This is a genomic window from Nocardioides sp. (assembly GCF_025964975.1).
GTDB lineage: Bacteria > Actinomycetota > Actinomycetes > Propionibacteriales > Nocardioidaceae > Nocardioides.
In genome coordinates this window covers 1-21,653 of sequence record NZ_JAOPXV010000118.1, presented here as the reverse complement: position 1 = coordinate 21,653, position 21,653 = coordinate 1, and the positions used below count along the sequence as shown (strand labels likewise).

Annotated in this window: 28 protein-coding genes, 1 other RNA gene, 1 pseudogene and 1 riboswitch; of the genes and pseudogenes, 13 read left to right on the top strand and 17 right to left on the bottom strand. The window is 68.5% G+C overall.

Going from position 1 to position 21,653, the window contains the following annotated elements:
- The 5 genes and pseudogenes from JWN68_RS08730 to JWN68_RS08710 form a co-directional block, all read right to left on the bottom strand.
- Nucleotides 1-241, bottom strand: a pseudogene (locus JWN68_RS08730) (ATP-dependent helicase); the annotation flags it as partial.
- Entirely contained in the window at nucleotides 238-510 is a 273-nt protein-coding gene (locus JWN68_RS08725) for a DUF3039 domain-containing protein (RefSeq protein WP_297737640.1), read from the bottom strand. The gene JWN68_RS08725 and the pseudogene JWN68_RS08730, both read right to left, overlap by 4 nt.
- A 28-nt stretch (nucleotides 511-538) precedes the next feature.
- On the bottom strand, nucleotides 539-1,105 hold the full coding sequence (locus tag JWN68_RS08720; RefSeq protein ID WP_297737638.1) for a YqgE/AlgH family protein: 567 nt from the start codon (nucleotides 1,103-1,105) through the stop codon (nucleotides 539-541).
- A 36-nt stretch (nucleotides 1,106-1,141) separates the two neighbouring features.
- Entirely contained in the window at nucleotides 1,142-2,593 is a 1,452-nt protein-coding gene (locus JWN68_RS08715; RefSeq protein ID WP_297737636.1) for a PP2C family protein-serine/threonine phosphatase, read from the bottom strand.
- A 6-nt stretch (nucleotides 2,594-2,599) separates the two neighbouring features.
- Nucleotides 2,600-3,322, bottom strand: coding sequence for a GAF domain-containing protein (locus tag JWN68_RS08710; protein ID WP_297737633.1), 723 nt, complete (start codon nucleotides 3,320-3,322; stop codon nucleotides 2,600-2,602).
- Between the two features lie 172 nt (nucleotides 3,323-3,494).
- On the opposite strand from JWN68_RS08710, the gene JWN68_RS08705 reads away from it, so the two are divergent.
- Nucleotides 3,495-4,262 (top strand): GAF and ANTAR domain-containing protein, encoded by a 768-nt coding sequence (locus tag JWN68_RS08705; RefSeq protein ID WP_297737630.1) that lies wholly within the window; start codon nucleotides 3,495-3,497, stop codon nucleotides 4,260-4,262.
- A 121-nt stretch (nucleotides 4,263-4,383) separates the two neighbouring features.
- On the opposite strand, the gene JWN68_RS08700 is transcribed toward JWN68_RS08705, so the two are convergent.
- Nucleotides 4,384-4,911, bottom strand: a complete 528-nt coding sequence (locus tag JWN68_RS08700) for a hypothetical protein (RefSeq protein WP_297737627.1) — start codon at nucleotides 4,909-4,911, stop codon at nucleotides 4,384-4,386.
- A gap of 134 nt (nucleotides 4,912-5,045) precedes the next feature.
- Here JWN68_RS08700 and JWN68_RS08695 point away from each other — a divergent pair, with 134 nt between their 5' ends.
- Nucleotides 5,046-5,750: a TetR/AcrR family transcriptional regulator gene (locus tag JWN68_RS08695; RefSeq protein WP_297737625.1), complete on the top strand. Its 705-nt coding sequence runs from the start codon at nucleotides 5,046-5,048 to the stop codon at nucleotides 5,748-5,750.
- 29 nt (nucleotides 5,751-5,779) lie between these two features.
- Here the strand turns inward: JWN68_RS08695 and JWN68_RS08690 are convergent, their stop codons facing one another.
- From JWN68_RS08690 to JWN68_RS08675, 4 genes are all read right to left on the bottom strand, one after another.
- Entirely contained in the window at nucleotides 5,780-6,796 is a 1,017-nt protein-coding gene (locus tag JWN68_RS08690; RefSeq protein ID WP_297737622.1) for a DUF3048 domain-containing protein, read from the bottom strand.
- A gap of 174 nt (nucleotides 6,797-6,970) precedes the next feature.
- A complete protein-coding gene (locus JWN68_RS08685; RefSeq protein ID WP_297737619.1) occupies nucleotides 6,971-7,537 on the bottom strand; it encodes a C40 family peptidase in 567 nt (188 codons plus the stop codon).
- Between the two features lie 4 nt (nucleotides 7,538-7,541).
- Nucleotides 7,542-7,722, bottom strand: a riboswitch (cyclic di-AMP (ydaO/yuaA leader).
- Nucleotides 7,723-7,927: 205 nt separating this feature from the next.
- Complete coding sequence (gene fabG, locus JWN68_RS08680; protein WP_297737616.1) at nucleotides 7,928-8,695, bottom strand: 3-oxoacyl-ACP reductase FabG; 768 nt, start codon at nucleotides 8,693-8,695, stop codon at nucleotides 7,928-7,930.
- A gap of 53 nt (nucleotides 8,696-8,748) precedes the next feature.
- Entirely contained in the window at nucleotides 8,749-9,177 is a 429-nt protein-coding gene (locus tag JWN68_RS08675; protein WP_297737613.1) for an HIT family protein, read from the bottom strand.
- Between the two features lie 34 nt (nucleotides 9,178-9,211).
- Between JWN68_RS08675 and JWN68_RS08670 the strand changes: the two genes are divergently transcribed.
- From JWN68_RS08670 to JWN68_RS08640, 7 genes are all read left to right on the top strand, one after another.
- Nucleotides 9,212-9,820, top strand: a complete 609-nt coding sequence (locus JWN68_RS08670; RefSeq protein WP_297737610.1) for an MSMEG_6728 family protein — start codon at nucleotides 9,212-9,214, stop codon at nucleotides 9,818-9,820.
- A complete protein-coding gene (locus JWN68_RS08665) occupies nucleotides 9,817-10,104 on the top strand; it encodes a BLUF domain-containing protein (protein ID WP_297737607.1) in 288 nt (95 codons plus the stop codon). The genes JWN68_RS08670 and JWN68_RS08665 overlap by 4 nt, the downstream gene beginning before the upstream one ends.
- Nucleotides 10,086-10,235 (top strand): hypothetical protein, encoded by a 150-nt coding sequence (locus JWN68_RS08660; RefSeq protein ID WP_297737604.1) that lies wholly within the window; start codon nucleotides 10,086-10,088, stop codon nucleotides 10,233-10,235. Before JWN68_RS08665 ends, JWN68_RS08660 begins: the two co-directional genes overlap by 19 nt.
- A 128-nt stretch (nucleotides 10,236-10,363) precedes the next feature.
- Entirely contained in the window at nucleotides 10,364-11,800 is a 1,437-nt protein-coding gene (locus JWN68_RS08655) for a PAS domain-containing sensor histidine kinase (RefSeq protein WP_297737601.1), read from the top strand.
- Between the two features lie 231 nt (nucleotides 11,801-12,031).
- On the top strand, nucleotides 12,032-12,481 hold the full coding sequence (locus tag JWN68_RS08650; RefSeq protein WP_297737598.1) for a CAP domain-containing protein: 450 nt from the start codon (nucleotides 12,032-12,034) through the stop codon (nucleotides 12,479-12,481).
- 60 nt (nucleotides 12,482-12,541) lie between these two features.
- The gene (locus tag JWN68_RS08645) at nucleotides 12,542-12,706 is read left to right on the top strand and encodes a hypothetical protein (protein ID WP_297737595.1); all 165 of its coding nucleotides are present in this window, start codon (nucleotides 12,542-12,544) and stop codon (nucleotides 12,704-12,706) included.
- 239 nt (nucleotides 12,707-12,945) lie between these two features.
- Nucleotides 12,946-13,248 (top strand): hypothetical protein, encoded by a 303-nt coding sequence (locus tag JWN68_RS08640; RefSeq protein WP_297737592.1) that lies wholly within the window; start codon nucleotides 12,946-12,948, stop codon nucleotides 13,246-13,248.
- Nucleotides 13,249-13,272: 24 nt separating this feature from the next.
- Here JWN68_RS08640 and JWN68_RS08635 read toward each other — a convergent pair whose 3' ends face one another.
- Nucleotides 13,273-13,944 carry a response regulator gene (locus JWN68_RS08635; RefSeq protein WP_297737589.1) on the bottom strand — a complete coding sequence of 224 codons (672 nt, stop codon included), beginning with the start codon at nucleotides 13,942-13,944 and terminating at the stop codon, nucleotides 13,273-13,275.
- Nucleotides 13,941-15,593 carry an ATP-binding protein gene (locus JWN68_RS08630; protein WP_297737586.1) on the bottom strand — a complete coding sequence of 551 codons (1,653 nt, stop codon included), beginning with the start codon at nucleotides 15,591-15,593 and terminating at the stop codon, nucleotides 13,941-13,943. Before JWN68_RS08630 ends, JWN68_RS08635 begins: the two co-directional genes overlap by 4 nt.
- Nucleotides 15,594-15,684: 91 nt before the next feature.
- Here JWN68_RS08630 and JWN68_RS08625 point away from each other — a divergent pair, with 91 nt between their 5' ends.
- The 4 genes from JWN68_RS08625 (at nucleotide 15,685) to JWN68_RS08610 (ending at nucleotide 19,227) form a co-directional block, all read left to right on the top strand.
- Nucleotides 15,685-16,716, top strand: a complete 1,032-nt coding sequence (locus JWN68_RS08625; RefSeq protein WP_297737583.1) for a tripartite tricarboxylate transporter substrate-binding protein — start codon at nucleotides 15,685-15,687, stop codon at nucleotides 16,714-16,716.
- 81 nt (nucleotides 16,717-16,797) lie between these two features.
- A complete protein-coding gene (locus JWN68_RS08620) occupies nucleotides 16,798-17,328 on the top strand; it encodes a tripartite tricarboxylate transporter TctB family protein (protein WP_297737581.1) in 531 nt (176 codons plus the stop codon).
- A 1-nt stretch (nucleotide 17,329) separates the two neighbouring features.
- Nucleotides 17,330-18,841 (top strand): tripartite tricarboxylate transporter permease, encoded by a 1,512-nt coding sequence (locus JWN68_RS08615; protein ID WP_297737578.1) that lies wholly within the window; start codon nucleotides 17,330-17,332, stop codon nucleotides 18,839-18,841.
- Nucleotides 18,838-19,227, top strand: a complete 390-nt coding sequence (locus JWN68_RS08610) for a universal stress protein (RefSeq protein WP_297737575.1) — start codon at nucleotides 18,838-18,840, stop codon at nucleotides 19,225-19,227. Before JWN68_RS08615 ends, JWN68_RS08610 begins: the two co-directional genes overlap by 4 nt.
- An 88-nt stretch (nucleotides 19,228-19,315) precedes the next feature.
- Here the strand turns inward: JWN68_RS08610 and ssrA are convergent.
- The 5 genes from ssrA to JWN68_RS08585 all read right to left on the bottom strand — a co-directional run bounded on the left by ssrA (nucleotide 19,316) and on the right by JWN68_RS08585 (nucleotide 21,527).
- Nucleotides 19,316-19,684, bottom strand: a transfer-messenger RNA (tmRNA) gene (gene ssrA / locus JWN68_RS08605).
- A 21-nt stretch (nucleotides 19,685-19,705) separates the two neighbouring features.
- On the bottom strand, nucleotides 19,706-19,972 hold the full coding sequence (locus JWN68_RS08600) for a DUF1731 domain-containing protein (protein ID WP_297737572.1): 267 nt from the start codon (nucleotides 19,970-19,972) through the stop codon (nucleotides 19,706-19,708).
- Nucleotides 19,973-20,119: 147 nt separating this feature from the next.
- Complete coding sequence (locus JWN68_RS08595) at nucleotides 20,120-21,007, bottom strand: amidohydrolase family protein (RefSeq protein ID WP_297737568.1); 888 nt, start codon at nucleotides 21,005-21,007, stop codon at nucleotides 20,120-20,122.
- Nucleotides 21,004-21,198, bottom strand: coding sequence for a hypothetical protein (locus JWN68_RS08590; RefSeq protein WP_297737566.1), 195 nt, complete (start codon nucleotides 21,196-21,198; stop codon nucleotides 21,004-21,006). The genes JWN68_RS08595 and JWN68_RS08590 overlap by 4 nt, the downstream gene beginning before the upstream one ends.
- 77 nt (nucleotides 21,199-21,275) lie before the next feature.
- Entirely contained in the window at nucleotides 21,276-21,527 is a 252-nt protein-coding gene (locus JWN68_RS08585) for a hypothetical protein (protein WP_297737563.1), read from the bottom strand.
- Between the last annotated feature and the right edge of the window lie 126 nt (nucleotides 21,528-21,653).

Genomic DNA, 21,653 nt, shown 5'->3' with positions numbered 1-21,653 from the left:
TGGTCGCGACTACCGTGATCCGGTCGATGATTCGCCTGCCGAGGAGCTCGGCAGCCACCGACAGGGCGAAGGTGGTCTTGCCGGCCCCGGGGGTCGCCACCGTGAGGAAGTCGCGTGGGGAGGTGGCGGCGTACTGGTCCATCGCCGTCTGCTGCCAGGCACGCAGCAGGGGTGCGGTCCCCCAGGCCGCGCGGTCGGGCCAGGCGGGCGAGAGGGGTACGGCGTCAGGCCGACCCGTCACGCGTCGGGACCCTGATCGCCTGAACCGCCGGGCTTGATCGACTCCCAGATCTCCTTGCACTCCGGGCAGACCGGGAACTTCTCCGGCGCTCGTGAGGGCACCCAGACCTTGCCGCAGAGGGCGATCACGGGAGTGCCCATCACCATCGCCTCGGTCAGCTTGTCCTTGGGGACGTAGTGGCTGAACCGCTCGTGGTCGCCATCGTCGGTCGGCTGGGTGCGACGGTCTTCGATCGTCTGCGCGCCGGGCGAGAATCCGATGGTGCTCATGGAGGTGAGTTTAGGTCAACCGACGGCCCTAGTTCAGGTCGGGATCGAGCGGCCGTGTCGTGTGCCACGCGAGCTGGCCCGGCTGGCGGCGCAGCACGTCGCGCCACAGGGCGGTCGTGTCGGAGCGGAAGGCGTCGACCGGCTCGGCCGACACCGCATACCAGCTCCCTTCAGCAATCTCGGCCCGCAGCTGCTGCGCGTCCCATCCGGCGTAGCCGGCGTAGACACGCAGTCCGCTGAGGGTGCCGTCCAGCAGCTCCACCGGGGTGTCGAGGTCGATCATCCCCAGCCGGCCCACGATCGGCCGGAAACCGACGGGTTCCTGCTCGGCGTCGCGCAGGAGGGCGACTGCGAGGGCGCCGTCGGGAGACACGGGACCGCCTCGGAAGAGCACTTCGGGTTCGGCGCACAACGAGCCCCAGGGCTCCAGCACCTCGGTCACCGGGACGGGCGAGGGGCGGTTGAGCACGACCCCCAGCGCCCCCTCCTCGGTGACGTCGAGCAGCAGCACGACGGAGTCGGCGAAGTTGGGGTCGACCAGCTCGGCCGTGGCGAGCAGGAGCATGCCCGGCGCCACCTCGGTCTCGCTTCTCATGCTCCACTATCTCCCAGACGAGGCATCCGCGAGGGCCTATGCCGATGACGGCTGGATGCCGCGGGACGGGGGCACGGGGGTCCACTGGAGCAGCAGCACGGTGGCATCGTCCTGGAGCTCGCCGTCCTGGTGCTTCATGATCGCTCGGCTGAGCCGGCGGACCGTCTCGGGGGCAGGATGGCCGGACATGATCTCGCGACGCAGGAAGTCGACCAGACGGTCCTCGCCGAAGAAGTTGCCGCTGCGGTCTCGCGCCTCGGTGATGCCGTCGGTGTAGAACAGCAGCCAGTCGCCCGCCTCGAGGGTCTCGGTCCCGATCTCCCCGCCCGCCTCGTGTCCGATGCCGAGGAACGGGCGTCGTGCGTCGTCGAGGTGCTTGATCATTCGCCCCTGACGCAGCAGCAACGGAGGCGGATGGCCGGCCAGGACGTACTGGAGCAGTCCGGTGTGCAGGTCAAGCTCTGCCAACACTCCGGTGACGAAGTCCTCCCCGGTCCTGGAGCGTTCCATCACGGCGTGGTCGACCGCTTCGAGCTGAGGGAGCAGCCCCCCACCGTTGTGACGGGCGCTGCGGTAGGCAGACTGCGCTGACGCGACCGTGAGACTGGCCCCCAGGTCGTGTCCGGCTGCGTCGAAGATGGCCAGCCGCGCGGTGGAGTCGGACAGGTCGTAGTCGAAGGCGTCCCCGCCCAGACCGTAGACCGGGTGCATCATGGCCGCCAGCACTACGCGCTCCGTGCCGGCGGTGAGGGGCGGGAGCAGGTTCCAGATCAGCTCCGCGGAGGGGCCTCTCGAGCGGGTCCGGCGCATCTTGTCCAGGCCGTCGCCGTAGCCGCTGGTGCTGATGACGAGCTGCCCGATCAGCTTGCCCAGCCCGATGCACCTCTCCCGGACGCCTCGGTCGGTGGCCGCGATCTCGCCCATACGCACGCGCAGCACCCCCACCCGCTCAACTCCGTCGAGCAGCGGGACCCACAGGTCGGAGCGGTGCGCCACGGGCCGTACCGACCTGAAGCACTGACCCGCGACCGTGGTGTCGACCGCCTGTGGAGTCAGTCCGTCCCGGAGTGGTCGCAGCGTCTCCTGCTCGTAGTCGATCAGCAGGACATCGAGCTCGACGCCCAGCGCCTCACCTGCTGTCTGGGTGACCTGGGCCAGTCGCTCCGGTGGGGCGAGGTGCATGCCGGTCAGGAGCTGCGCCACGGCCGCGAGCGGACCGGTCCGCGGCACGTCCATCCCCATGGCGAAGGTGTACGGCGCCCGCGCGCGCCCGACGAGCTCATCGAGCCGCTCATTGACGGCGTGCGACAGGATGTCGCGCTGCAGGTCCGCCAACGGCATGAGGTCCTGGAGGAACGCGTCCACCTCCATCAGGCCCGCGGTTCCACCCAGCGCGAAGTAGCGGTACCACAGCTCATCGAGGGTCAGCTGGGCATGCCTGACCGCCTCCTCCAGGTCTTGTCGCTGCTCGGCAGCGGCACTGTCCACGAGTTGTCACCGATTCCGGCGTTGAACTGTGGCGATCACGTCATGTGCGGAGTCGCGCAGCGCCTGGTTCTCGCGGGTGGCCATGCTCATGAGCATCCGCAAGGACTCCTGTTCAGTGAGGTGGTCGCGAGCCATCAGGATCCCCTTGGCGGTGCTGATCGCGTCGCGGCTGAGCAGCGCTTCACGCAGCTCCTCGCTCAACCGCTCCGCCTTCTCGTAGGCCTGCATGTTGGCGAGCAGCACGGCTGCCTGGTCGGCGAACAGGGGGAGCAGTCCCTGCGCCCGCGTGTCGAACGCATGAGGGGACTCGGCATACACCTTCATAGCTCCCAGGCAGGCGTCGCCTGCGACGAGGGGCGCACTGAGGGTCGCTACGACACCCATCCCGCTGGCAGCGGGTGACCACCGCGAGAAGCGCTGATCCGTCCTGGTGTCGGGGACCATCACCACCTCGCGTTCGGCGTACGCCGCGAGGCAGGGTCCTTCACCGAGCTCGTACTGCAGCTGGTCGACTCTGGCCACCCGGTCGTCCGTGGCCTCGGCCGTGCGCGCCTGACCCGACTGAGGGACGAGGGTCATGCCTGCCCCGACGCTCGTCGGCATGGTCTCGTGCGCCAACCTGGCCACGAGTCCCAGTGACGTGTGCACGGTCTCCTCGGTGAGCAGGAGTCCGGACAGGCGCGCGAAGACGGCGGACAGCTCGTCCGCGAGCGGGAGAGAAACTGACATGAAAACCCCAGGCACACCGAGCGGCGAGCCCGTTTGCTGGAGCTCCCGGTCACGCTAACGCCCGTCGCGCCGAGGCGTCATCATCCGAAGGTATGAGCCTCGTGAGACTCCAAGGGGTGGTTTCGCCTCGCCGGGTTCGCACACCTGGCAAGACAGGGATAGCGTGCAAAACGTGTCGACGAGATCGCGTCATGCCGAGTCCCTGGCCGAGGCTGCCCGCAGCATGCACACCGTCTACCGCCTGGACGAGACGCTCGAGGCCATCGCCCTGGCGGCCAGGGTCTCGGTGCCCGGCTTCGACCACGCCGGCATCTCCACCATGGACCGCAAGGGCAACATCACCACCCGCGCCGCCACGGACGACCTGGTCCTCGAGCTCGACCAGCTGCAGTACTCACTGGGCGAGGGCCCCTGCGTGGACTCGCTGCGCGAGGCGCCCGTGGTGTCGGCCCCCGACATCGCCCACGACCAGCGCTGGCCCCGCTACGTCGCCGATGCCGTGCGGACCGCCGGACTGCAGGCCCAGCTCGGGATCCGGCTGTTCCTCGACTCCGAAGGCACCCTCGGGGGCTTGAACCTCTACTCCACCCAGAGCCCACACATCGATGACGAGGCGATCGCCCTTGCCCAGCTCTTCGCGGCGCACGCGGCGGTCGCGCTCGGCAACGCCCGGGAGATCGACCACCTGAACACCGCCCTCAGGACCCGCAAGGTGGTGGGGCAGGCACTCGGCCTGCTGATGGAGCGCTACAAGATCAGTGAGGACCGGGCGTTCGCTTTCCTCACCAGGGCCTCCTCCCACGGCAACGTCAAGCTGGTCACCGTCGCGCAGGAGCTGGTCGACCAGGCGAACAGCGCCCAGGGCACCGACAAACAGGGCACCGACAAACAGAGCACCGACAACCCGGGCACCGACACCGCGGGCACCGACGAGCGCTAGGCCCGCGAGACGACCGACGACCCCCGCCCGACGCATCAGGGAGGGATCGCGGTCGGGAGGTGCCGCGTGCGTCGGAGGGGGCCGTCTGCTGGGGGGCCTGCTGGTCTGTGCTGCGGGCCGGTCAGGCGGCGGTGAGGACCGCCCTGAGCCGCTCGACCAGGGACGGCGTTGCCGACCTGTTGAGCGTGCGGGCGGGCGCGTGCGTGGCGCGGGCGCGTCGGGCGATGTCCTCGCCGACACGGGCGCTCGGGGCGTCACTCGCGCTGCTCCGCCCGGCCATGACCGCGAGCAGGTGGTGCTCCTTGGTCATGGAAACCTTCATCGCGGCAGCCATCTCGTCGTCGATGGGCTCGACGCGGTAGTGGTCGATGATGGCCAGGATGCCGGGCAGCTCGGTGGCTGTCTCGTGCCAGGCAGCGATCACGGCAGCCTCGAGGTCCATCGGCTGCGACATGAGCTCGCGCTCGATGCAGCCGGCAAGACGCGTGTGCCACCGCAGCTGCAGCGCGCCGAGCAGGGTGAGCTCGTCCCCGAACGTCTCGGCGACGCCGTCGACGTCCATGGGCAGGCAGCCGTCCTGTCGGGCGTCTGCGTCGGCGATCACGGTGCGGAGGATCTCTCCGCGTCGGTGAAAGGAATTCCAGGTCATGGGCACCTCCTTCGGTGATACATACCGTCGGTACGTACCCACGGTATGTCACTGGTCGTCGCCACACCAGTCGCGGCACCCGTGACCGTGCCCACACGCTGCACTCGACGCAGCGGCGGCCCTAGACTCGCGCCATGAGCAAGCCCCCGGTTGGCCGGCTGGTGCCGAAGGTGCCCGTGCCGAAGGTGCCGAAGGCCGCCGGCCGCCGGCCGCCATACGCCGGCTCGACCAAGCGATCCCTGGTCGACGTCGCCGAGCTGCTGTTCACCGAGCAGGGCTACGCCGCCACGTCCCTCGACCAGATCGTGGCCGGCGCACGCGTCACCAAGGGCGCTCTCTACCACCACTTCTCGGGCAAGCAGGCGCTGTTCGAGGCGGTGTTCCAGCGGGTGGAGGGGACTGCGGGGACGGCGATCGAGAAGGCCCTGAAGAGGCAGCGAGACCCCTGGCTCAAGGCGGAGGCCGGCCTCCGGGCCTTCCTCGAGGTCGTCCAGCAGCCCGCCTATCGCCGCCTCGTGATCCAGGACGGACCATCGGTGCTGGGCTACGAGCGGTTCCGGGAGCACGAGGAGCGATCGACGTTCGCCAGCGTCACCGAGATCGTGCGGGCCGTCCTCAACGCGGGCACCTGGGAGGTCGGCGAGGAGATGCTCAACACCTTCACCCGCATCTTCTTCGGCGCGATGTCCTCGGCCGGTGAGTCGGTGGCCACGAGCAACGACCCGTCGGCAGCCGCGGTCCGGGTCGAGGCCGCGACCGGGTTCATCCTCGCCGGTCTTCAGTCGCTGGTCGATGCGGGAGTGGAGCCTCCCGACCCCGCACCCGCCGAGACGACGTAGGACCTGGAGTCCCTGCCTGCTTCGTCCCGCTACTTGGTCCAGGTGACGGTGCCGGTGCCCTGCGGCACGAGCTCGATCCAGGTGCGCCCGGCAGGCACGGTGAGGGTGCCATGGTCGGTCGACAGCTTGATCGCGCCGGTCAACCCGTCCTTGCTCCACGTGCCCTGGACGACCTTGCCGTTGTGGAAGAGCTGGGCCGGGCCGGTGCCCTCGAACTTCGTCTCGGGGACCAGATAGCCCGCAGGGTCGCGGTAGCCCGCGTCGCCGATCCGGACCCGCATGACGAGCACGCTGGTCGCACGGAACGCGTCACCCTCGGCGGCGTAGGAGTTGGTGTTGACGTACTTGCCCCCCTGGAAGACCCAGCTGGTGGTGTGACCGCCGAACCCCGCCGACAGGTTGCGAGCGGGCTTCTTGCCCGGGTAGTCGGCGGAGGTGCCGAACTCCAGGTAGGGCTCCGGGGCGCCGCCACCTTTGATGCCCTTTGCGACCACGTCGGGGTTGGAGAAGAGGTTGTACGGCGCCGAGCGCGCGTTGTCGCGATAGACGCCCTTGTCGCCCTCGGTGACGAAGGGGATGCCGGCCTTGTTGATCCGGGCGAGCGTGATGGCCGCTGCGCCGCTCGTGATCACGTGCGCGCCGGTCGGCACGATCCCGATGTCGCTGGCCCGCATGGACCGGACCGGTCCGACGACAGGCGGCACGTCGGAGTAGTAGAACGCCGCGAGCCGGGTCATACCGCCCTCGACGAGCTCCTCGACGACCATGTCGGCCGCGCCGAGCCCGATCTGCGGAGAGCTCGAGGACGTGTTGTCGACCTTGGTGACCAGCACGGGGTGCGAGGGGAGCTCACCCGTGACCTCGAGACCGGTCAGCGGCCAGAGGGCGGGGGGCGCGGGCGTCTCAGTGGCCTCGTCGCCCGTCTCCTCGGAGGACGACGACGGGCTGGCTTCCGGGGTCTCGTCATCGCTGCCGCAGGCAGCCAGGCCGGTCAAGAGGGCGCCGGCAGCGAGGGCGGCCGCGATGCGTCGTAGGTGGGGGTGCACGACGTACTCCGATCTGAGAGGGCGGGGAAGCTCGGATCATTCTCGCCGCAGAGCCGAGGGCCGCGCGGCAGACTCGCCCGGAATGTGGTTTCAGTCACTCACGAGCCCCTGAGGAGCTCGCTCACGGGTCGGCGAGCGCCGGCCGCACCGGCACGGCGCTCGCCGACGGCTCGGTCAGCGAAGCGTGCCGCCGAACCAGCTGCTCGTCCACGGTGCAGCCACGGTCACCCGGCGACCCGAACCGGGCGAGTGCACCATCATGGCGTGGCCGTTCTGGAAGCCGAGGAAGATCGCGGCGTGGTAGACGGCCCCACCGGCGTGGAAGAACATCAGGTCGCCGGGACGCATGTCCTGCTTGGCGACACGGTGGGTGAAGGCCGCCTGGGCCCCGGACGTCCGCGGGACGTCGAACCCGGCGCGGCGATAGCTGTAGTAGACCAAACCGGAGCAGTCGAAGGCGTTCGGCCCGGCTGCGCCGTACGAGTAGACATCGCCGCGCTGGCTCAGCGCGGTCTGCTTCGCGGACTGGAGCCGTGCTTCAAACCGCTGGGCGGCGCGCTGACGGCGAGCGGCCGCGGACTGCTCGTACTTCTTGAACTGGCTCTCGCTCATCGCGAAGGCACTGGGGCGGTCGTCCCCCTGCTCGACAGCATGGGCCGGAGCGACGGCCAGGGTGCTGGCGGTGACTCCGAGGGTGATGATCGTAAGGGCGAATGAGCGCGCGAGACGTCTCAAGGGCATGGCAGATTCCTTTCCCACGCCTGTGAGGTGAGCTGTCGGGTTAGAGCTGGAAGGTGCTCCGTCGCCGTGCGGCGACTTCACCCCGAGCCGTCCGCCCGGGCGCTTGGTGCGCGCGGACGTCCGGCAGTGAGACCTGTGGGTCCCCCACTCCTGCCCGATCTGCGAAGACTCGGGGGTCCACCCCGGGCGGGCAGGACTCGGCGTTACCCGGGGTGGCTGTGTCTTGTTGACGAGCTCCTCGGACACGCAGGGCGCGCAGGGAGCTGTCCACGACGTTAGGCAGAGGTTCGGTGAAAATCCAACCGCTTGGACGAACTGTGGAGCTCCTGTGGCCCGCCTGAGCGGGGATCGAGCCGCAGACGTGAGCAGCGTCTCGTCTGGTCGGCCGCCTCAGCCGAGCTTCGCCCCGCCGTCGACGTAGAGCGTCTGGCCGGTGATGTAGGAGGCCTCGTCACTGCAGAGGAACGCCGCTGCAGCCGCGATGTCCTCCGGGAAGCCGACCCGGCGCACGGGGTTCGACGCCGCGGCGGCGGCGCGGAAGTCCTCGACGCTCATCCCCACCCGAGCGGCGGTCGCGTCGGTCATCTCGGTGGCGATGAATCCCGGCCCGATGGCGTTGGCGTTGATGCCGAAGGGGCCCAGCTCGATGCCCAAGGTGCGCGTGAAGCCCTGGATGCCCATCTTGGCCGCCGAGTAGTTAGCCTGCCCCCGGTTGCCGAGAGCAGAGACGCTGGAGAGGTTGAGGATCTTGCCGTAGCGCTGATCGACGAAGTGCTTCTGCGCGGCCTTGGTCATGTTGAACGGGCCCTTGAGGTGCACGGCCATGACGAGGTCCCAGTCGTCCTCGGACATCTTGAAGAGCAGGTTGTCCCGGGTGATCCCAGCGTTGTTGACGAGGATGTGGATCCCGCCGAGGCCGTCCACCACCTGCTGGATCGCCGACTCGGCAGCGGCGGAGTCGGACACGTCGCAGCCGATCCCGATCGCCTTCGCACCGTCGGTGAGCTCGATCTTCTCCGCTGCCTGCTGGGCGTCCGCCTCGTCGAGGTCGACGATGGCGACGGACGCGCCCTCGCTGGCGAGCCGCTGCGCCGTACCGAATCCGATGCCGCGTGCGGCTCCGGTGATGACTGCGACGCGAGCGTCAAAGCGACCCATGATGACTCCTCAGAACGTGGGAACTGGTCGGCGTCGACCCTAGTACCCAGCGCTCAGGACGTCGGCCCGGCATCCTCGAGCACGCCGCGGAGCCGGTCGGCGTAGTCCGCCGCCTCGCCGGTGGCGTACTTGGTCCGCGGCCAGAAGAACCCACGGAGGCCGTCGCCCTTGGTCCGGGGCACCACGTGGAGGTGGAGGTGGGGCACCGACTGACTCACCGTGTTGTTCATCGCCACGAAAGAGCCCTGGGCGCCGAGGGCCACCTTGACCGCCAGTGCAAGGTCCTGGGCTGCGGCGAGGAACCCGTCACGCAGGGACGCCGGCAGGTCCGGCAGGGTCTCGACGTGCTCGCGGGGCACGAGCAGCACGTGGCCCTTGAAGACCGGTCGGGTGTCGAGAAAGGCCACGAAGTCGTCGCGAGTGAGGACCACATCGGCGTCCGCCCGGCCCGACACGATCCCGCAGAACACGCAGTCGGCCATGTCGGGCAGGGTAGCGCTGGCTACCCTCGAGTGGGTGCAGACGTTCCTTCCGTTCTCCGACTTCGAGCGGTCTGCCCGCGCGCTCGACGCGAAGCGGCTCGGCAAGCAGCGGGTCGAGACGATCCAGGTCGTGCGGGCCCTGACCGTGCCGGGCTACGGCTGGGCCCATCACCCCGCCGCGCTCATGTGGAAGGGCTACGAGGAGGCGCTCGGCAGCTACGGCATTGCCTGCTGCCGGGTCTGGACCGAGCTCGGGTACGGCGACACGTGCGCAGCGACGATCGCGACCGACCTGGCCAGCGCCGGTGTCGGCACCATCCGCTCGCAGGCCGAGCTCGCCGACCGGGGCGCCCTCCCGCCGTGGCTGGGCGACGACGAGGTCCACGTCAGCCACCGCTCGGCGCTGGTTCGCAAGGACCCCGACCACTACCGGCCGCTCTTCCCCGACGTGCCCGACGATCTGCCCTACGTGTGGCCGGTGCGTTCTCCGGCCGTCGTCGAGGCGGAGCGCAGGCGCGCGGAGAACGCCGTACGCCGCGCAGAGCGTGCCGTCGAGAAGGCGCGGCTGGAAGCCGAGCGGACGCGGCGCAGGCGGAGCCGGGCGGCGAAGAAGGCGTGGGAGACACGACGGAGACGTCCATGATCTCGGTGACATTCCTCAGCACAGCCACGGCGCCCTTCGGCCCGTCGGAACTGAAGGCCCTGTTGTCGACCACGCGCGCCAAGAACGATGCGAACGAGATCACCGGGATGATGCTCGATGCGGGTGGGCATTTCATCGAGACCCTTGAAGAGGGCGAGGAGGCCGTGGACGCGACGTTTGCCGACATGATGAAGGATCCACGGCACCGAGACGTGTGCATCGCGCTGCTGAAGAGGTCGAGCGGCGTGCCTTTCCCGATAGGTCCATGGGCTTCCAGTCCCTGACCGCCGACGAGGCGTCGACACTGCCCGGGTTCAACGACTATCTCGAGGGCAAGCCCCTGTCTGCGCAGGACGCCACGACCCTCGCCCACGCCGGCATTTTTCACCGGGTCTTCCGGGACCGAATGCGCTGATGATTTTGTGGGCTCGAGCTGGCGTGGGGTGAACTGTGTTCACCCGCCAGCTTCGCCGGATATCGTCTTTCGGCACGCCACAGCCGATCGACGCGCCAACCAGTCCCCCGCTTTGACCAGGAGCTCTTGTGCGAACACCCCGCCCGCACTTCGATGCGGCACGTCTCATCGACCAGGTCGTCGACTACGCGATCATCGCCCTCGACGGCAGCGGCACGATCGAGTCCTGGAACAGCGGCGCCGAGCGGCTGAAGGGCTACAGCGCCGACGAGGCGATCGGGCGCAGCTTCTCGATGTTCTACAGCGAGGAGGACCGCCGGGCCGGCCTCCCGCTCGCGCTCTTGGAGGAGGCGCGACTCAAGGGCCGGGTCGAGAGCCGAGGGTGGCGGGTTCGCAAGGACGGCACCCGGTTCTGGGGCGACGTCGTGATCACCGCACTGCACGACGACTTCGGCATGGTGAGCGGCTTCGCGAAGGTCACGCGTGACCTCACCGGCGAGCACGAGCTCCAGGAGTCGCTGGCACACAGCGAGGAACGGTTCCGATTCCTCGTCAGCCAGGTCAAGGACTACGCGATCATCGCCCTGGACCTCAGCGGGACCATCGAGTCGTGGAACGCCGGCGCCCATTCGCTGAAAGGCTATTCCGCCGACGAGGCGATCGGTCGGAGCTTCTCGATGTTCTACAGCGAGACGGACCGCCGGGCGGGCCTGCCCCTGAGGCTGCTCGACGAAGCCCGGACCGCGGGCAGCGTCGAGCACACCGGGTGGCGGATCCGAAAGGACGGCAGCCGATTCTGGGGCGACGTCGTGATCACGGCACTGCACGACGACATCGGCCAGCTGACCGGGTTCGCCAAGGTGACCCGCGACCTGACCGAGCGCAAGGAGCTCGAGGAGGCACAGGCATCGTTCCTGGGCACTCTCGCCCACGACTTCCGGGGCCCCATCACGGCCGTCAAGGGGTTCGCGGAACTGCTCCGCGATGCCCCTCAGGACAAGCGCGAGGACTTCTTGCAGCACATCGAGACGAACGCCGACCGATTGCTGAAAATGATGATGGACCTGGTCAACTACTCCACCGCGCACGGGGTCGGCGCAACCAATCGCACCGAGACCTTCGACCTTGCAGCCCTCGCCCGCGAGACGGTCGCCACGATGCCTGTCGACCTGGACCTGCCTCGCGTGGCGGTTCCGCAAGGCCAGACCCTGGTCACGGCAAACAAGTCTGCCCTTGAGAGGGTGCTGGTGAACTTGGTCAGCAACGCCCTCAAGTACTCAGACAACGGGCCGGTAGCGGTCGACGTCGTCCGCGCGGGGGACCTGATCCGCCTGTCCGTGTCGGACCAGGGCCGCGGAGTCGCCGCGGACGACCTGGATCGCATCTTCAACGAGTTCGAGCGCGGCGCCATGGCCACCGAGGACGGCGGCACCGGTCTGGGCCTCAGCAGCGTCAAACGGCTGGTTGAAGGACAAGGCGGCAGTGTGTACATCACGAGCCTCGTCGGGCAAGGCACCACCGTGACGGTCGAGTTGCCCCAGACGAGCGGCTTCGCGTCCTTCTGATCGTCATCGCGCGCCGACCGTGACCGGTGCCGCGCAGGCGCGTCGAGTCGTGGGAGAACCCGCCTGCGCAACGAGCGCCGCTCACTTCCGTAGCCCACCCGCGGCCTCCGGTGCACGCCGATAGGGAGCGTGGTCGGGAATCGCCGATTTGACCACCCACCCCTAGGGGCGGGGTAGCGTCGGGCGAGGCCGTCCCCCCGCGGCCTCTCCCCCACCTCGAAAGAGACGTTCTTGCGTTCCCTCAACGTTGCCGTCGCGGCAACCCTCTGTGCCCTGTCCACCACACTGATCGCCCCCGGCGCCCACGCGTCTCGCGCCGATGTCTACGAAGACCAGATTGTCATCGTCACCAACAACCAACGGACCGCCCACGATCTGCTGCCGTTGCGACCGGACCCCTGCCTCGCGAGCTTCGCTCAGCGCCAGGCTGAGCGAATGGCCGAGAACAAGCGGATCTTCCACCAGGACCTCGGCTCCATCCTGCGTCGTTGCGACCTGTCCACCGTCGGTGAGAACGTCGCCTACGGATACGCCGACGGCCGCGCGGTCGTCAGCGACGGGTGGATGCGCTCGGCCGGTCACCGCGAGAACATCCTCAACGCGACCTTCCGGCTCATGTCGGTCGGCGCCGTCCAACGCAACGGTCGCTGGTACACCGCTCAGGTCCTCGGTGCCCGCTGATCCCCGAGCTCAACCCACCCGAGCCCTGCCTCGAGCCACCTGACTGACAGCATGCGTCTCGTGGACAGTGTCAACGATCTCGCTCCGTCGGGCACCCTGCGAGCGTCCATCAACCTCGGCAATCCCGTCCTGGCCCAAGGCACGCCCGACGCTCCTGGCGGCGTCACCGTCGACATCGCCCGTGAGCTCGGCTCCCGGCTCGGTATCGCGGTCGAGCTGCTCTGATTCGATGGGGCGCGTGAGTCGTTCGGGGCGATCATCACGGGACAGGCCGACATCTGTTTCCTTGCGGTGGACCCTGCCCGCGAGGAGATGATCGCGTTCACTGCGCCGTACGCCGTCATCGAGGGGGTCTTCGCGGTCCCGGACAGCTCGATCATCACCGCGACAGCCGACGTCGACCGCCCGGGCGTCCGGGTCGGGTCAAGGAGGGGTCTGCCTACGACCTGTCCCTCACCCGCACCTTGGTTCAAGCGCAGGTGGTCCGCGGCAGCGAGGGCACCTCGGTGTTCCTCGAGCAGGGGCTCGAGGTCGCCGCCGGCATCAGATCGCCGATGGTCGACTTCGTTGCCACTCATCCGGGCCACCGACTTCTCGAACCCCGATTCATGGACATCCAGCAGGCAGTCGGCACCACCCAGGGTCGGAGCCCCGAGACGGTCGCCTACCTCCGCGCCTTGGTCGAGGAGCTCAAGGCCGACGGATTCCTCGCGCGCGCCCTCGACCGGTCCGGTCGGAGCGAGGCGATGCTCGCTCCACCCGCCTGAAACGACCCGGTCCGCTGCAGACGACTAGGCCGGCGTTACCTTGCGATAGCGCCGTTCCGGCCGCCCTGCGCCGTACTGCAGCCGAACCCGCGCCTCGCCGGTCGTCACGTAGTGCTCGAGATAGCGACGCGCGGTGACCCGGGAAAGGCCGAGCGTCTCACCCGCCTCGGCGGCCGAGAGCTCCGCTCCGCCGCTCAAGGCTTGCAGGACAAGTCGCCCGGTCTCGGTGCTGAGCCCCTTGGGCAACGACGTGGGCCGTGGAGCTTGGCTGGTGGTGCCGAAGAGCCGGTCGATGGTGTCCTGATCGGTCGTGCCCGGCGCCAGGTCCCGCATGGCCGCAGCGACCTGGGTCAGGCGGGCCGCGAGGTCCTCGTAGTCGAAGGGCTTGACGAGGTACTGCATCGCCCCGCCGAGCAGCGCAGTGCGGACGGCGTCGGCTTCGCGCTCGGCGGTCACCATCACGACCCCGGTCTTGCGCCCGTCGGCGCGAATCCGGGCCAGCACCTCCAGACCACTGATGTCGGGAAGGTGCACGTCCAGCAGGACCAGGTCAGGGTGCAGCTGATCGACGAAAGCCAGCGCCTCGGCCCCCGTGCGGGCGGTGCCGACGACCTCGAAACCATCGGTCTGCGCCACGAAACGTTGGTGGATGCTGGCCACCATGAAGTCGTCGTCCACGACGAGCACGCTGATCACACGGACCTCCCGGACGAGTAGGGCAACCGCACGGAGAACACCGCGCCCTTGCCTTCGTGGACCTCGATGCTCCCACCTCGTTGCGCGCAGATGAGGTGGACCAGCGGCAGTCCGATGCCGCGACCGCCCAGGACGTCGGGCTTCGTTGAGAAGCCTCTGACGAAAATCGCTTCGCGAAGCTCTTCGGGGACACCCGGACCGTTGTCGGCCACCTCCACATGAAGGTAGGAGTGCCCGGCCTGGATCGACACGGTCACTTCGCCCGCTTCCACACCGCGGCAGGCGTCCACAGCGTTGTCGATGAGGTTGCCGAGCACCGTCGTCAGGTCCGCGGAGTCGCCCGGCGCCAATGCGGGCAGCCCCGAGTCCTCGCTCAGCTCCAGGCGCACACCGTGCTCGTCGGCCACGCTCGACTTCGCCAGCACCAGCGCTGCCACCGCGAGGTCCTTGAGGCGGGCGGTCACGAAGTCGGACGTCTCCGCCCGACGGCGGGCAAGGTCGCCCACCAAGGAGCGCAGCTCGGCATACTCCTCGAGCTGGACGAGCCCCGAGATGGTGTGGAGGTGGTTGCTGAACTCGTGGGTCTGGGCACGCAGGGTGTCTGTGATGGAGAGGTTGGAGGAGAGCTGGCTCTGCAGCGAGACCAGCTCCGTGCGGTCGCGCATCGTGGACACAGTGCCGATCCCCCGACCCCGACTGGAGGCCGCGCGTCGGTTGAAGACGAGCACGCGGTCAGCGACCACCGCCACGGCGTCCTCGTCCACCGCGGCAGAGCCGTCGAGCAGGGAGACCACCTCCTTGGCCAGCCCCAACTCCGCCACCGGTTGCCCCAGGGAGTCGGCGTCGAGACCGAGCAGCCGCAATGCGGCGTCGTTGACCATCGTGATGCGCCCGTCGGTACCGACAGCGAGCACGCCTTCGCGAATGCTGTGCAGCAGCGCTTCACGGTGATCGGCGAGCAGCGAGATCTCGGAGGCGCCCAGCCCGCGGGTTCGTCGTCTGACCACGCGCGAGACGACGTAGGTGCCGACCACTCCCAACAGGGCCCCCACCCCGAGGAAGACGGCGAGGTCCGCCGCGCTGTCAGTCAGCCGCTGCCACGCCGAGGGGTAGTCCTGCTCGACCAGCACCAGCCCGACCAAGTCTCCTTCGCCGCTGTCCTCGTCGGAGAGGACGGGAGCGTGAGCAGCCACCACCGTTCGAGCGTCGACCTCTCGGAGTCCGGACCAGCCCCGGCCCCGCTGGACGTCGCTGCCGTCGAGGTCGGCATAGGTGCCCACCCGTTGAGGGTCAGAGCTGGCCAACACCTCACCGTCCGGTGCGGTGATGTCGATCTCGCTGGCGCTGGAGAGGCTCAGTGCAGACCTGATGGCAGGCGCGAGCTGGGTGACGGTGTCGCGCGCGGCAACTTTGGTTGACGGGTCAGCAATCTCTTCCAGCTTGGTGCGCACCTGCGAGGAGTCGGCGACGTACTCGGCCACCGAGCGCACCTGCGCTCCGGCCTGCTGCTCGAAGGTCGCTCCCGACTGCCGAAGGGAGATCACGGCAACCAGGGCAAGCACCCCGAGGATCACCGCCAGCTGCAGCACGAGCACCTGACCTGCCAGGCTCGGGTCGCGGCGCCGACCGGGCAGTGACGGAGACCACAACGACCACAACCTCCATTGCTTTCGCAAGCGTGACGGGCGCCACACCCGCGAGACATGCTGCCACGGAACTCACCGAGGAGGTGCTCCCAGGATGTCCATCACCCTGAAACCCCGCCGCACGCAGACCACCCGACGTGGCCTGCGCGCCGCCCTAGCCACCGTCAGCGCCGTCTCGCTGGTGGTACTCACCGCATGCGGTGTCACCTCTGATGGTGGCGACCCCGGTGGTGACCTGTCTGACCAGCGTCTCCGGATGATGATCCCCAATGCAGCCGGTGGTGGGTACGACCTCACTGGCCGCGCTGCCGTCAAGGTCATGGAGGACGAAGGTGTGGCCGACCGTTTTGAGGTCAGCAACGTCGAGGGGGCGAGCGGCACCGTCGCGATGCAGCGTCTGCTCAACGAAGAAGGCTCCGACGACCTGCTGATGACGATGGGCCTCGGCGTCGTCGGCGCCGTCTACACCAACCAGTCCGACGCAACCGTCGACAAGGCGATCCCGATCGCTCGCCTGATCGAGGAGCAGGAGGCCATCATCGTCCCCGCCGACTCCCCCTTCACGACGGTCAACGACTTCGTCGAGGCATGGAAGGCCGACCCCGACAAAGTCATCATCGGCGGCGGCTCGGCTCCGGGCGGCCCCGACCACCTCTTCCCGATGCAGCTGGCCGACGCGGTCGGTGTCACCCCCAATGACGTCGCCTACGTGGAGTACGACGGCGGCGGTCCTCTGACCACCGCTCTGCTGGGCTCCAAGATCGACGTGGGCATGTCCGGGCTCGGCGAGTTCGCCGGCCAGATCGAGGACGGCTCCCTCCGGGTCCTGGCCGTCTCGGGCGCCGAGCGGCTCGACACCACCGATGCCCCCACCCTCACCGAGGAGGGCATCGACCTGGTCTTCACCAACTGGCGAGGCGTGCTCGCCCCTCCCGGCGTCGACGACGCCACCGTCGATGCCTACATCGACGCCTTCGAGGAGATGCACGACACGCAGGCTTGGAAGGACGTGCTCGAGCAGAACGGCTGGAGCGACAACTTCGCAACCGGCGACGAGTTCGGCGAGTTCCTCAATGAGCAGAACGACCGGGTCCGCACGACGCTCACCGACCTGGGCCTGGCGTAGCTCCACGACGCACTGACGGTGGCATCGGGCGGCCCCGCCGTGGGCAGCCCGGTGTCACCCGCCGACCGAGGAGGTCCAACGATGCCTGAACAGAGTCAGCAGATCCCCCAGACAACGCCCCCCGCACGACCCGTCGTCGACTCAGCGCAATACGGCATGGCGGTGTTCCTTGCCGTGGCCGGCGCCTACGTCGTGGACAACGGCACCCAGATGCGCAGCAGCGCCTCGAAGGACTTCCTTCCACCGTCCACCTTCGCCTACGTCGTCGGTGCCGCCCTGCTGGCCCTGTCAGTGTTGCTCGCAGTCGCCACTGCCCGCGGTGACACCCCTGACGCAGAGGATGGCGAAGACGTCGATCTCGCCGGCGGCAGCGACGTGCGCACGCTGGTGCTCCTCGCCGCCGTGCTGTCGGTCAACGTCTTCCTCATCGAGCTCCTCGGCTGGCCCGTCACCGGCGCCATTCTCTTCACCGGCGCCGCCTGGGTGCTGGGGAGCAGGCACTGGGTGCGCGATGTCGCCATCGGTGTCGCGCTGTCCTTCGGCACCTTCTACGCCTTCTACCTCGGTCTGGGCGTCCCGCTGCCGGCCGGCATCCTGAACGGAGTCCTGTGACATGGACCTTCTCCTCGACGGCTTCGCCGCCGCCCTGACCCCGACCAACATACTCTTCGCCGTCCTTGGCGTGCTTCTGGGAACCGCTGTGGGCGTGCTCCCGGGAATCGGCCCGGCGATGACCGTGGCCCTGCTGCTGCCCGTGACCTACAGCGTCCCCGCCGAGAGCGCGCTGATCATGTTCGCCGGCATCTACTACGGCGGTATGTACGGCGGATCGACGACCTCGATCCTGCTCAACACCCCCGGCGAGTCCTCCTCGGTGATCACCGCCCTGGAAGGCAACAAGATGGCCAAGACGGGCAGGGCCGCTCAGGCGCTGGCCACCGCGGCCATCGGCTCCTTCGTCGCCGGCACGATCGGCACCGTCCTGCTGATCCTGCTGGCCCCCACGGTCGGCCCGCTCGTGGTCAAGCTGGGCGCCCCGTCGTACTTCGCCATCATGCTGCTCGCCCTCGTCTCGGTCACCGTCGTCCTCGGCTCGTCCAAGCTCCGCGGCTTCATCGCACTCTTCCTCGGCCTGGCCATGGGTCTGGTCGGCATGTCGAGCGGACAACCCCGGATGACGTTCGGCTTCGCCGAGCTGTCCGACGGCATCGAGATCGTCGTGGTGGCGGTGGCAATCTTCGCCCTGGGCGAGGCACTGTGGGTCGCGGCGCACCTGCGCCGTACTCCACTCGAGATCATCCCTGCCGGTCGGCCGTGGATGAGTCGCTCCGACTGGAGCCGATCCTGGAAGCCCTGGCTCCGCGGCACGGCCTTCGGCTTCCCGTTCGGCGCACTTCCCGCTGGGGGAGCCGAGATCCCGACCTTCCTCAGCTACGTCACCGAGCGGCGGCTCTCCAAGCACCCCGAGGAGTTCGGCAAGGGTGCGATCGAGGGCGTCGCCGGTCCGGAAGCGGCCAACAACGCCTCTGCCGCCGGCACCCTGCTGCCGATGCTCGCGCTGGGACTTCCGACCACGGCGACCGCGGCGGTCATCCTGGTCGCCTTCGAGAGCTACGGCCTTCAGCCCGGACCACAGTTCATGACGCAGAACGAGGAGCTGGTGTGGGCGCTGCTGGCGAGCCTGTTCGTGGCGAACGCCCTGCTGCTGGTGCTGAACCTGCCCTTGGCCCCCGTGTGGGCCAAGCTCCTGCGGATCCCTCGCCCCTACCTCTATGCAGGGATCCTGTTCTTCGCCACGCTGGGGGCGTACTCCGCCAGCGCCTCCGCCTTCGACCTGGGACTCCTTCTGGTGCTGGGTGTCCTTGGCTTCGCCATGCGCCGCTTCGCGATCCCGGTGCTGCCGCTGATCATCGGCGTCATCCTGGGCCCGCGGCTGGAGGAACAGCTCTCCGAGGCGCTCGACATCTCCCGAGGCGACTACTCGACCTTGTGGGGCGAGCCCGCGGCGATCATCTGCTACCTCGTCATGGCGCTCGTCGTCGCCGGCCTGGTCGCGGCCCAGCTGCGCGGCAACCGTCAGGACACCCGCACACCGGAGACCGAGAAGGACGAGGTACACACATGAGCATCGTCATTGCGTACAGTCCAGACATCTACGGCAGGGCCGCGCTGGAGCACGCGCTCGCCGAGGCCCGGCTACGGGAGACCTCGCTGGTCGTGGTCAACGTGACCCGCGGCGACAGTCTCGTCGACAGCCACTACGCCCACGAGGACGAGGTCCAGCTCGTCATGGACCGACTGAAGGCCGAAGGAGTCGACGCGACGGTGCGCCGTGACGTCGTGCCCGACATCGCTGACGCCGTGCTGGACGTCGCCGCGGAGGAGCACGCCACGCTGATCGTGGTCGGCGTCCGGCATCGCAGTGCGGTGGGCAAGATGCTGTTGGGCAGCGTGGCGCAACGCGTCATCCTCGATGCGAGCTGCCCCGTGCTGGCCGTGAAGCCCTCCTAAGCACGCTGTCGCAACGACGCCAGAGCGGGACCTGATGGCAGACAGGTCAGCCCCCGGCGGTGCCGGGGGCTGACGTGAAGAGGGCTGCGCGTGGAGCTGGCGGGAATCGAACCCGCGTCCTCGAGCGTCGAACCAGGTCTTCTCCGGGTGCAGTCAGTGATGACGTTTTCTCAGTCCCGGCGCTCGCACAGACACGTCGCCGACAGACTCAGTCAGGAAAAAGTCCCGATCACCCCTCCTGACGGAGGTGATCAGCAAGTCCTCTAAATGAGGCCTGGGTCCGGGACGAGGACGGGTGCCCGGTCAGACCCTTCGATCACTGCTCAGGCAGCGAGAGCGAAGTCGTTGCGGTTTGAGTTGGCAACTATGGTTTTCCAGCGATCGTTAACGAGATGACGCTGGCTTCTCGACCCGCTTCCCCTGGAACTAACGTCCCAAGTCGAAACCGATCAGCCCCTCTTGAGTTGTGATGGTCAGTCTAGGGGTCAACACCCACAACCGCCGCATGCATTCCCTCCCCCGTCCGACGGCGGTGCCGGAGATCAGCTGCCGCTTCGGGCCAGGTGGGGTGCTCGAAGACGAAACCCTCCGCCAGCAGTCGGTCTGGCACCACGCGCCGACTCTTGAGGAGGAGCTCGGTGTCCGAGCGCAGCACGAAGGCCCCCACCTCCGCCATCAGCCTGGTGGCCGGCAGTCCGAACCTGCCGTTGCGGAGGACCTGCATGAAGTCGCGTTGGCGAAGCAAGGCTCGAGCTCTGCCGGTCGCCTGCTGAGCACCACAATCTCGCGATCCTGTCGCCTGAGCGCGCGCCGGAGAATCCCACCCACCTGTCCGGTTCCACCGGGGATCACGATCTTCATGGCACTCACCGTACGCTACTTTTGAACGCGTTCAAATAGGCGGCAGACCCAGCAGCGCACCCGCGTTGTCGTGGGCGACTGCCCGCAGCCAGTCGTCGCCGAGCTCGACGCGGGTCAGCGACTCCAGCTGGTGGAGGTAGGGGTAGGGAATGTTCGGGAAGTCCGAGCCGAGCAGCACCTTGCCGCCCAGCCCCAGGTCACGCAGTCGCGGCAGCAGGTCGGCCGGGAAGACGCCGCCCATGTCGGAGAAGAAGTCGGTGAAGGCCATCGTGGTGTCGAGGTGCACCCGCTCGTGGGACTCGGCGAGCAAGAGGAACTCGGCATACTCCGGGGCGCCGAGATGGGCGATGACCAGACGCAGGCGCGGATGGCGGGCGAGCAGGGATGCGACCGGTCCTGGTCCGGTGTACGCCGCAGGCACCGGCCCACTGCCGGCGTGCAGCACCACCGGGGTGCCCGCCTCGGCGACCAGCCCCCAGGACTGGTCGAGCAGCGGGTCGAGGGGCGAGAAGTTGCCGACCTGCACGTGGATCTTGAACACCTCGACGCTGTCGAGTCGCGCTTCGACGTACGCCGCAGCCGACTCCTCCGGGAAGAAGGTGCCGCTCACCAGCGCCTCGGGGACGCGGTCGGCGAAGTCTGCCGCCCACCGGTTGAGCCAGTCGGCCATGCCGGGCTTGTGCGCGTAGGCCAGTGCGGTGAACCGCTCGACCCCGAACGACCTCAGCGTCTCGACGAGGACGTCGTCGGTGTCGCGGTAGGTCAGCGGCCAGGGCCGGCCGATCAGCGGACCAGCCGCGTCGAACTGGGCGCGCACCTTGGCCATCACCTGCGGCGGCAGGAAGTGGGTGTGGATGTCGACCAGCCCGGACAGACCGAGCCGGCCCCACCAGTCGCGGACGTCGGCCGCCTCGGTCACCCGTTGACCCGGGCGCCGTGCGCAGCGAGGCAGGCCACGAACTCGTCGGCGTAGCCACGCTCGCGCAGGTCCTTGAAGTCGTTCTCCATGATGCGGTTGATCCGCTCGCGACTGACGTTGACCGCGGCGGTCTGCCACGTCTCGGGTCCCGACGGCCACGAGAGGGAGACGTCAGCGCCGTTGAAGCTCATGAAACCTCACTTCGCCACCACCAGCGCGTTGCAGGGGGTCGTCCATGTCGGAGCCACGGCGCCCTCGGGCGTGAAGGTCATCGTGCCCGCCTTGACTTCGAAGACGTCGCACGTGGAGCCGAGCGTTCCCCCCAGGCTGTCAGCGCGCCGTTGCCGAGAATCTCGCCGTTCCACCGTCCGGTCGGCCGCTCGCCTTGCTCACGGCCCCTCTGGGCACCGGACTGGTCGGGCTTCCGTCTGCCGGACAGCACGACGAACAGCAGGATGAACAACACGAACAGCGTGCCGAACAAGGTGGGCAGGAAGAAGGCCAGCGTTGTCAGGTCCATCAGCGCAGCACCTCCATCAGTCGGTGATGCCCTTGAGGCGCCGCTGGACGGCCTGTTCCTTCTCACGGTTGGCCTGACGCTCGGCGAGGGAGTGGCGCTTGTCGTACTCCTTCTTGCCGCGGGCCA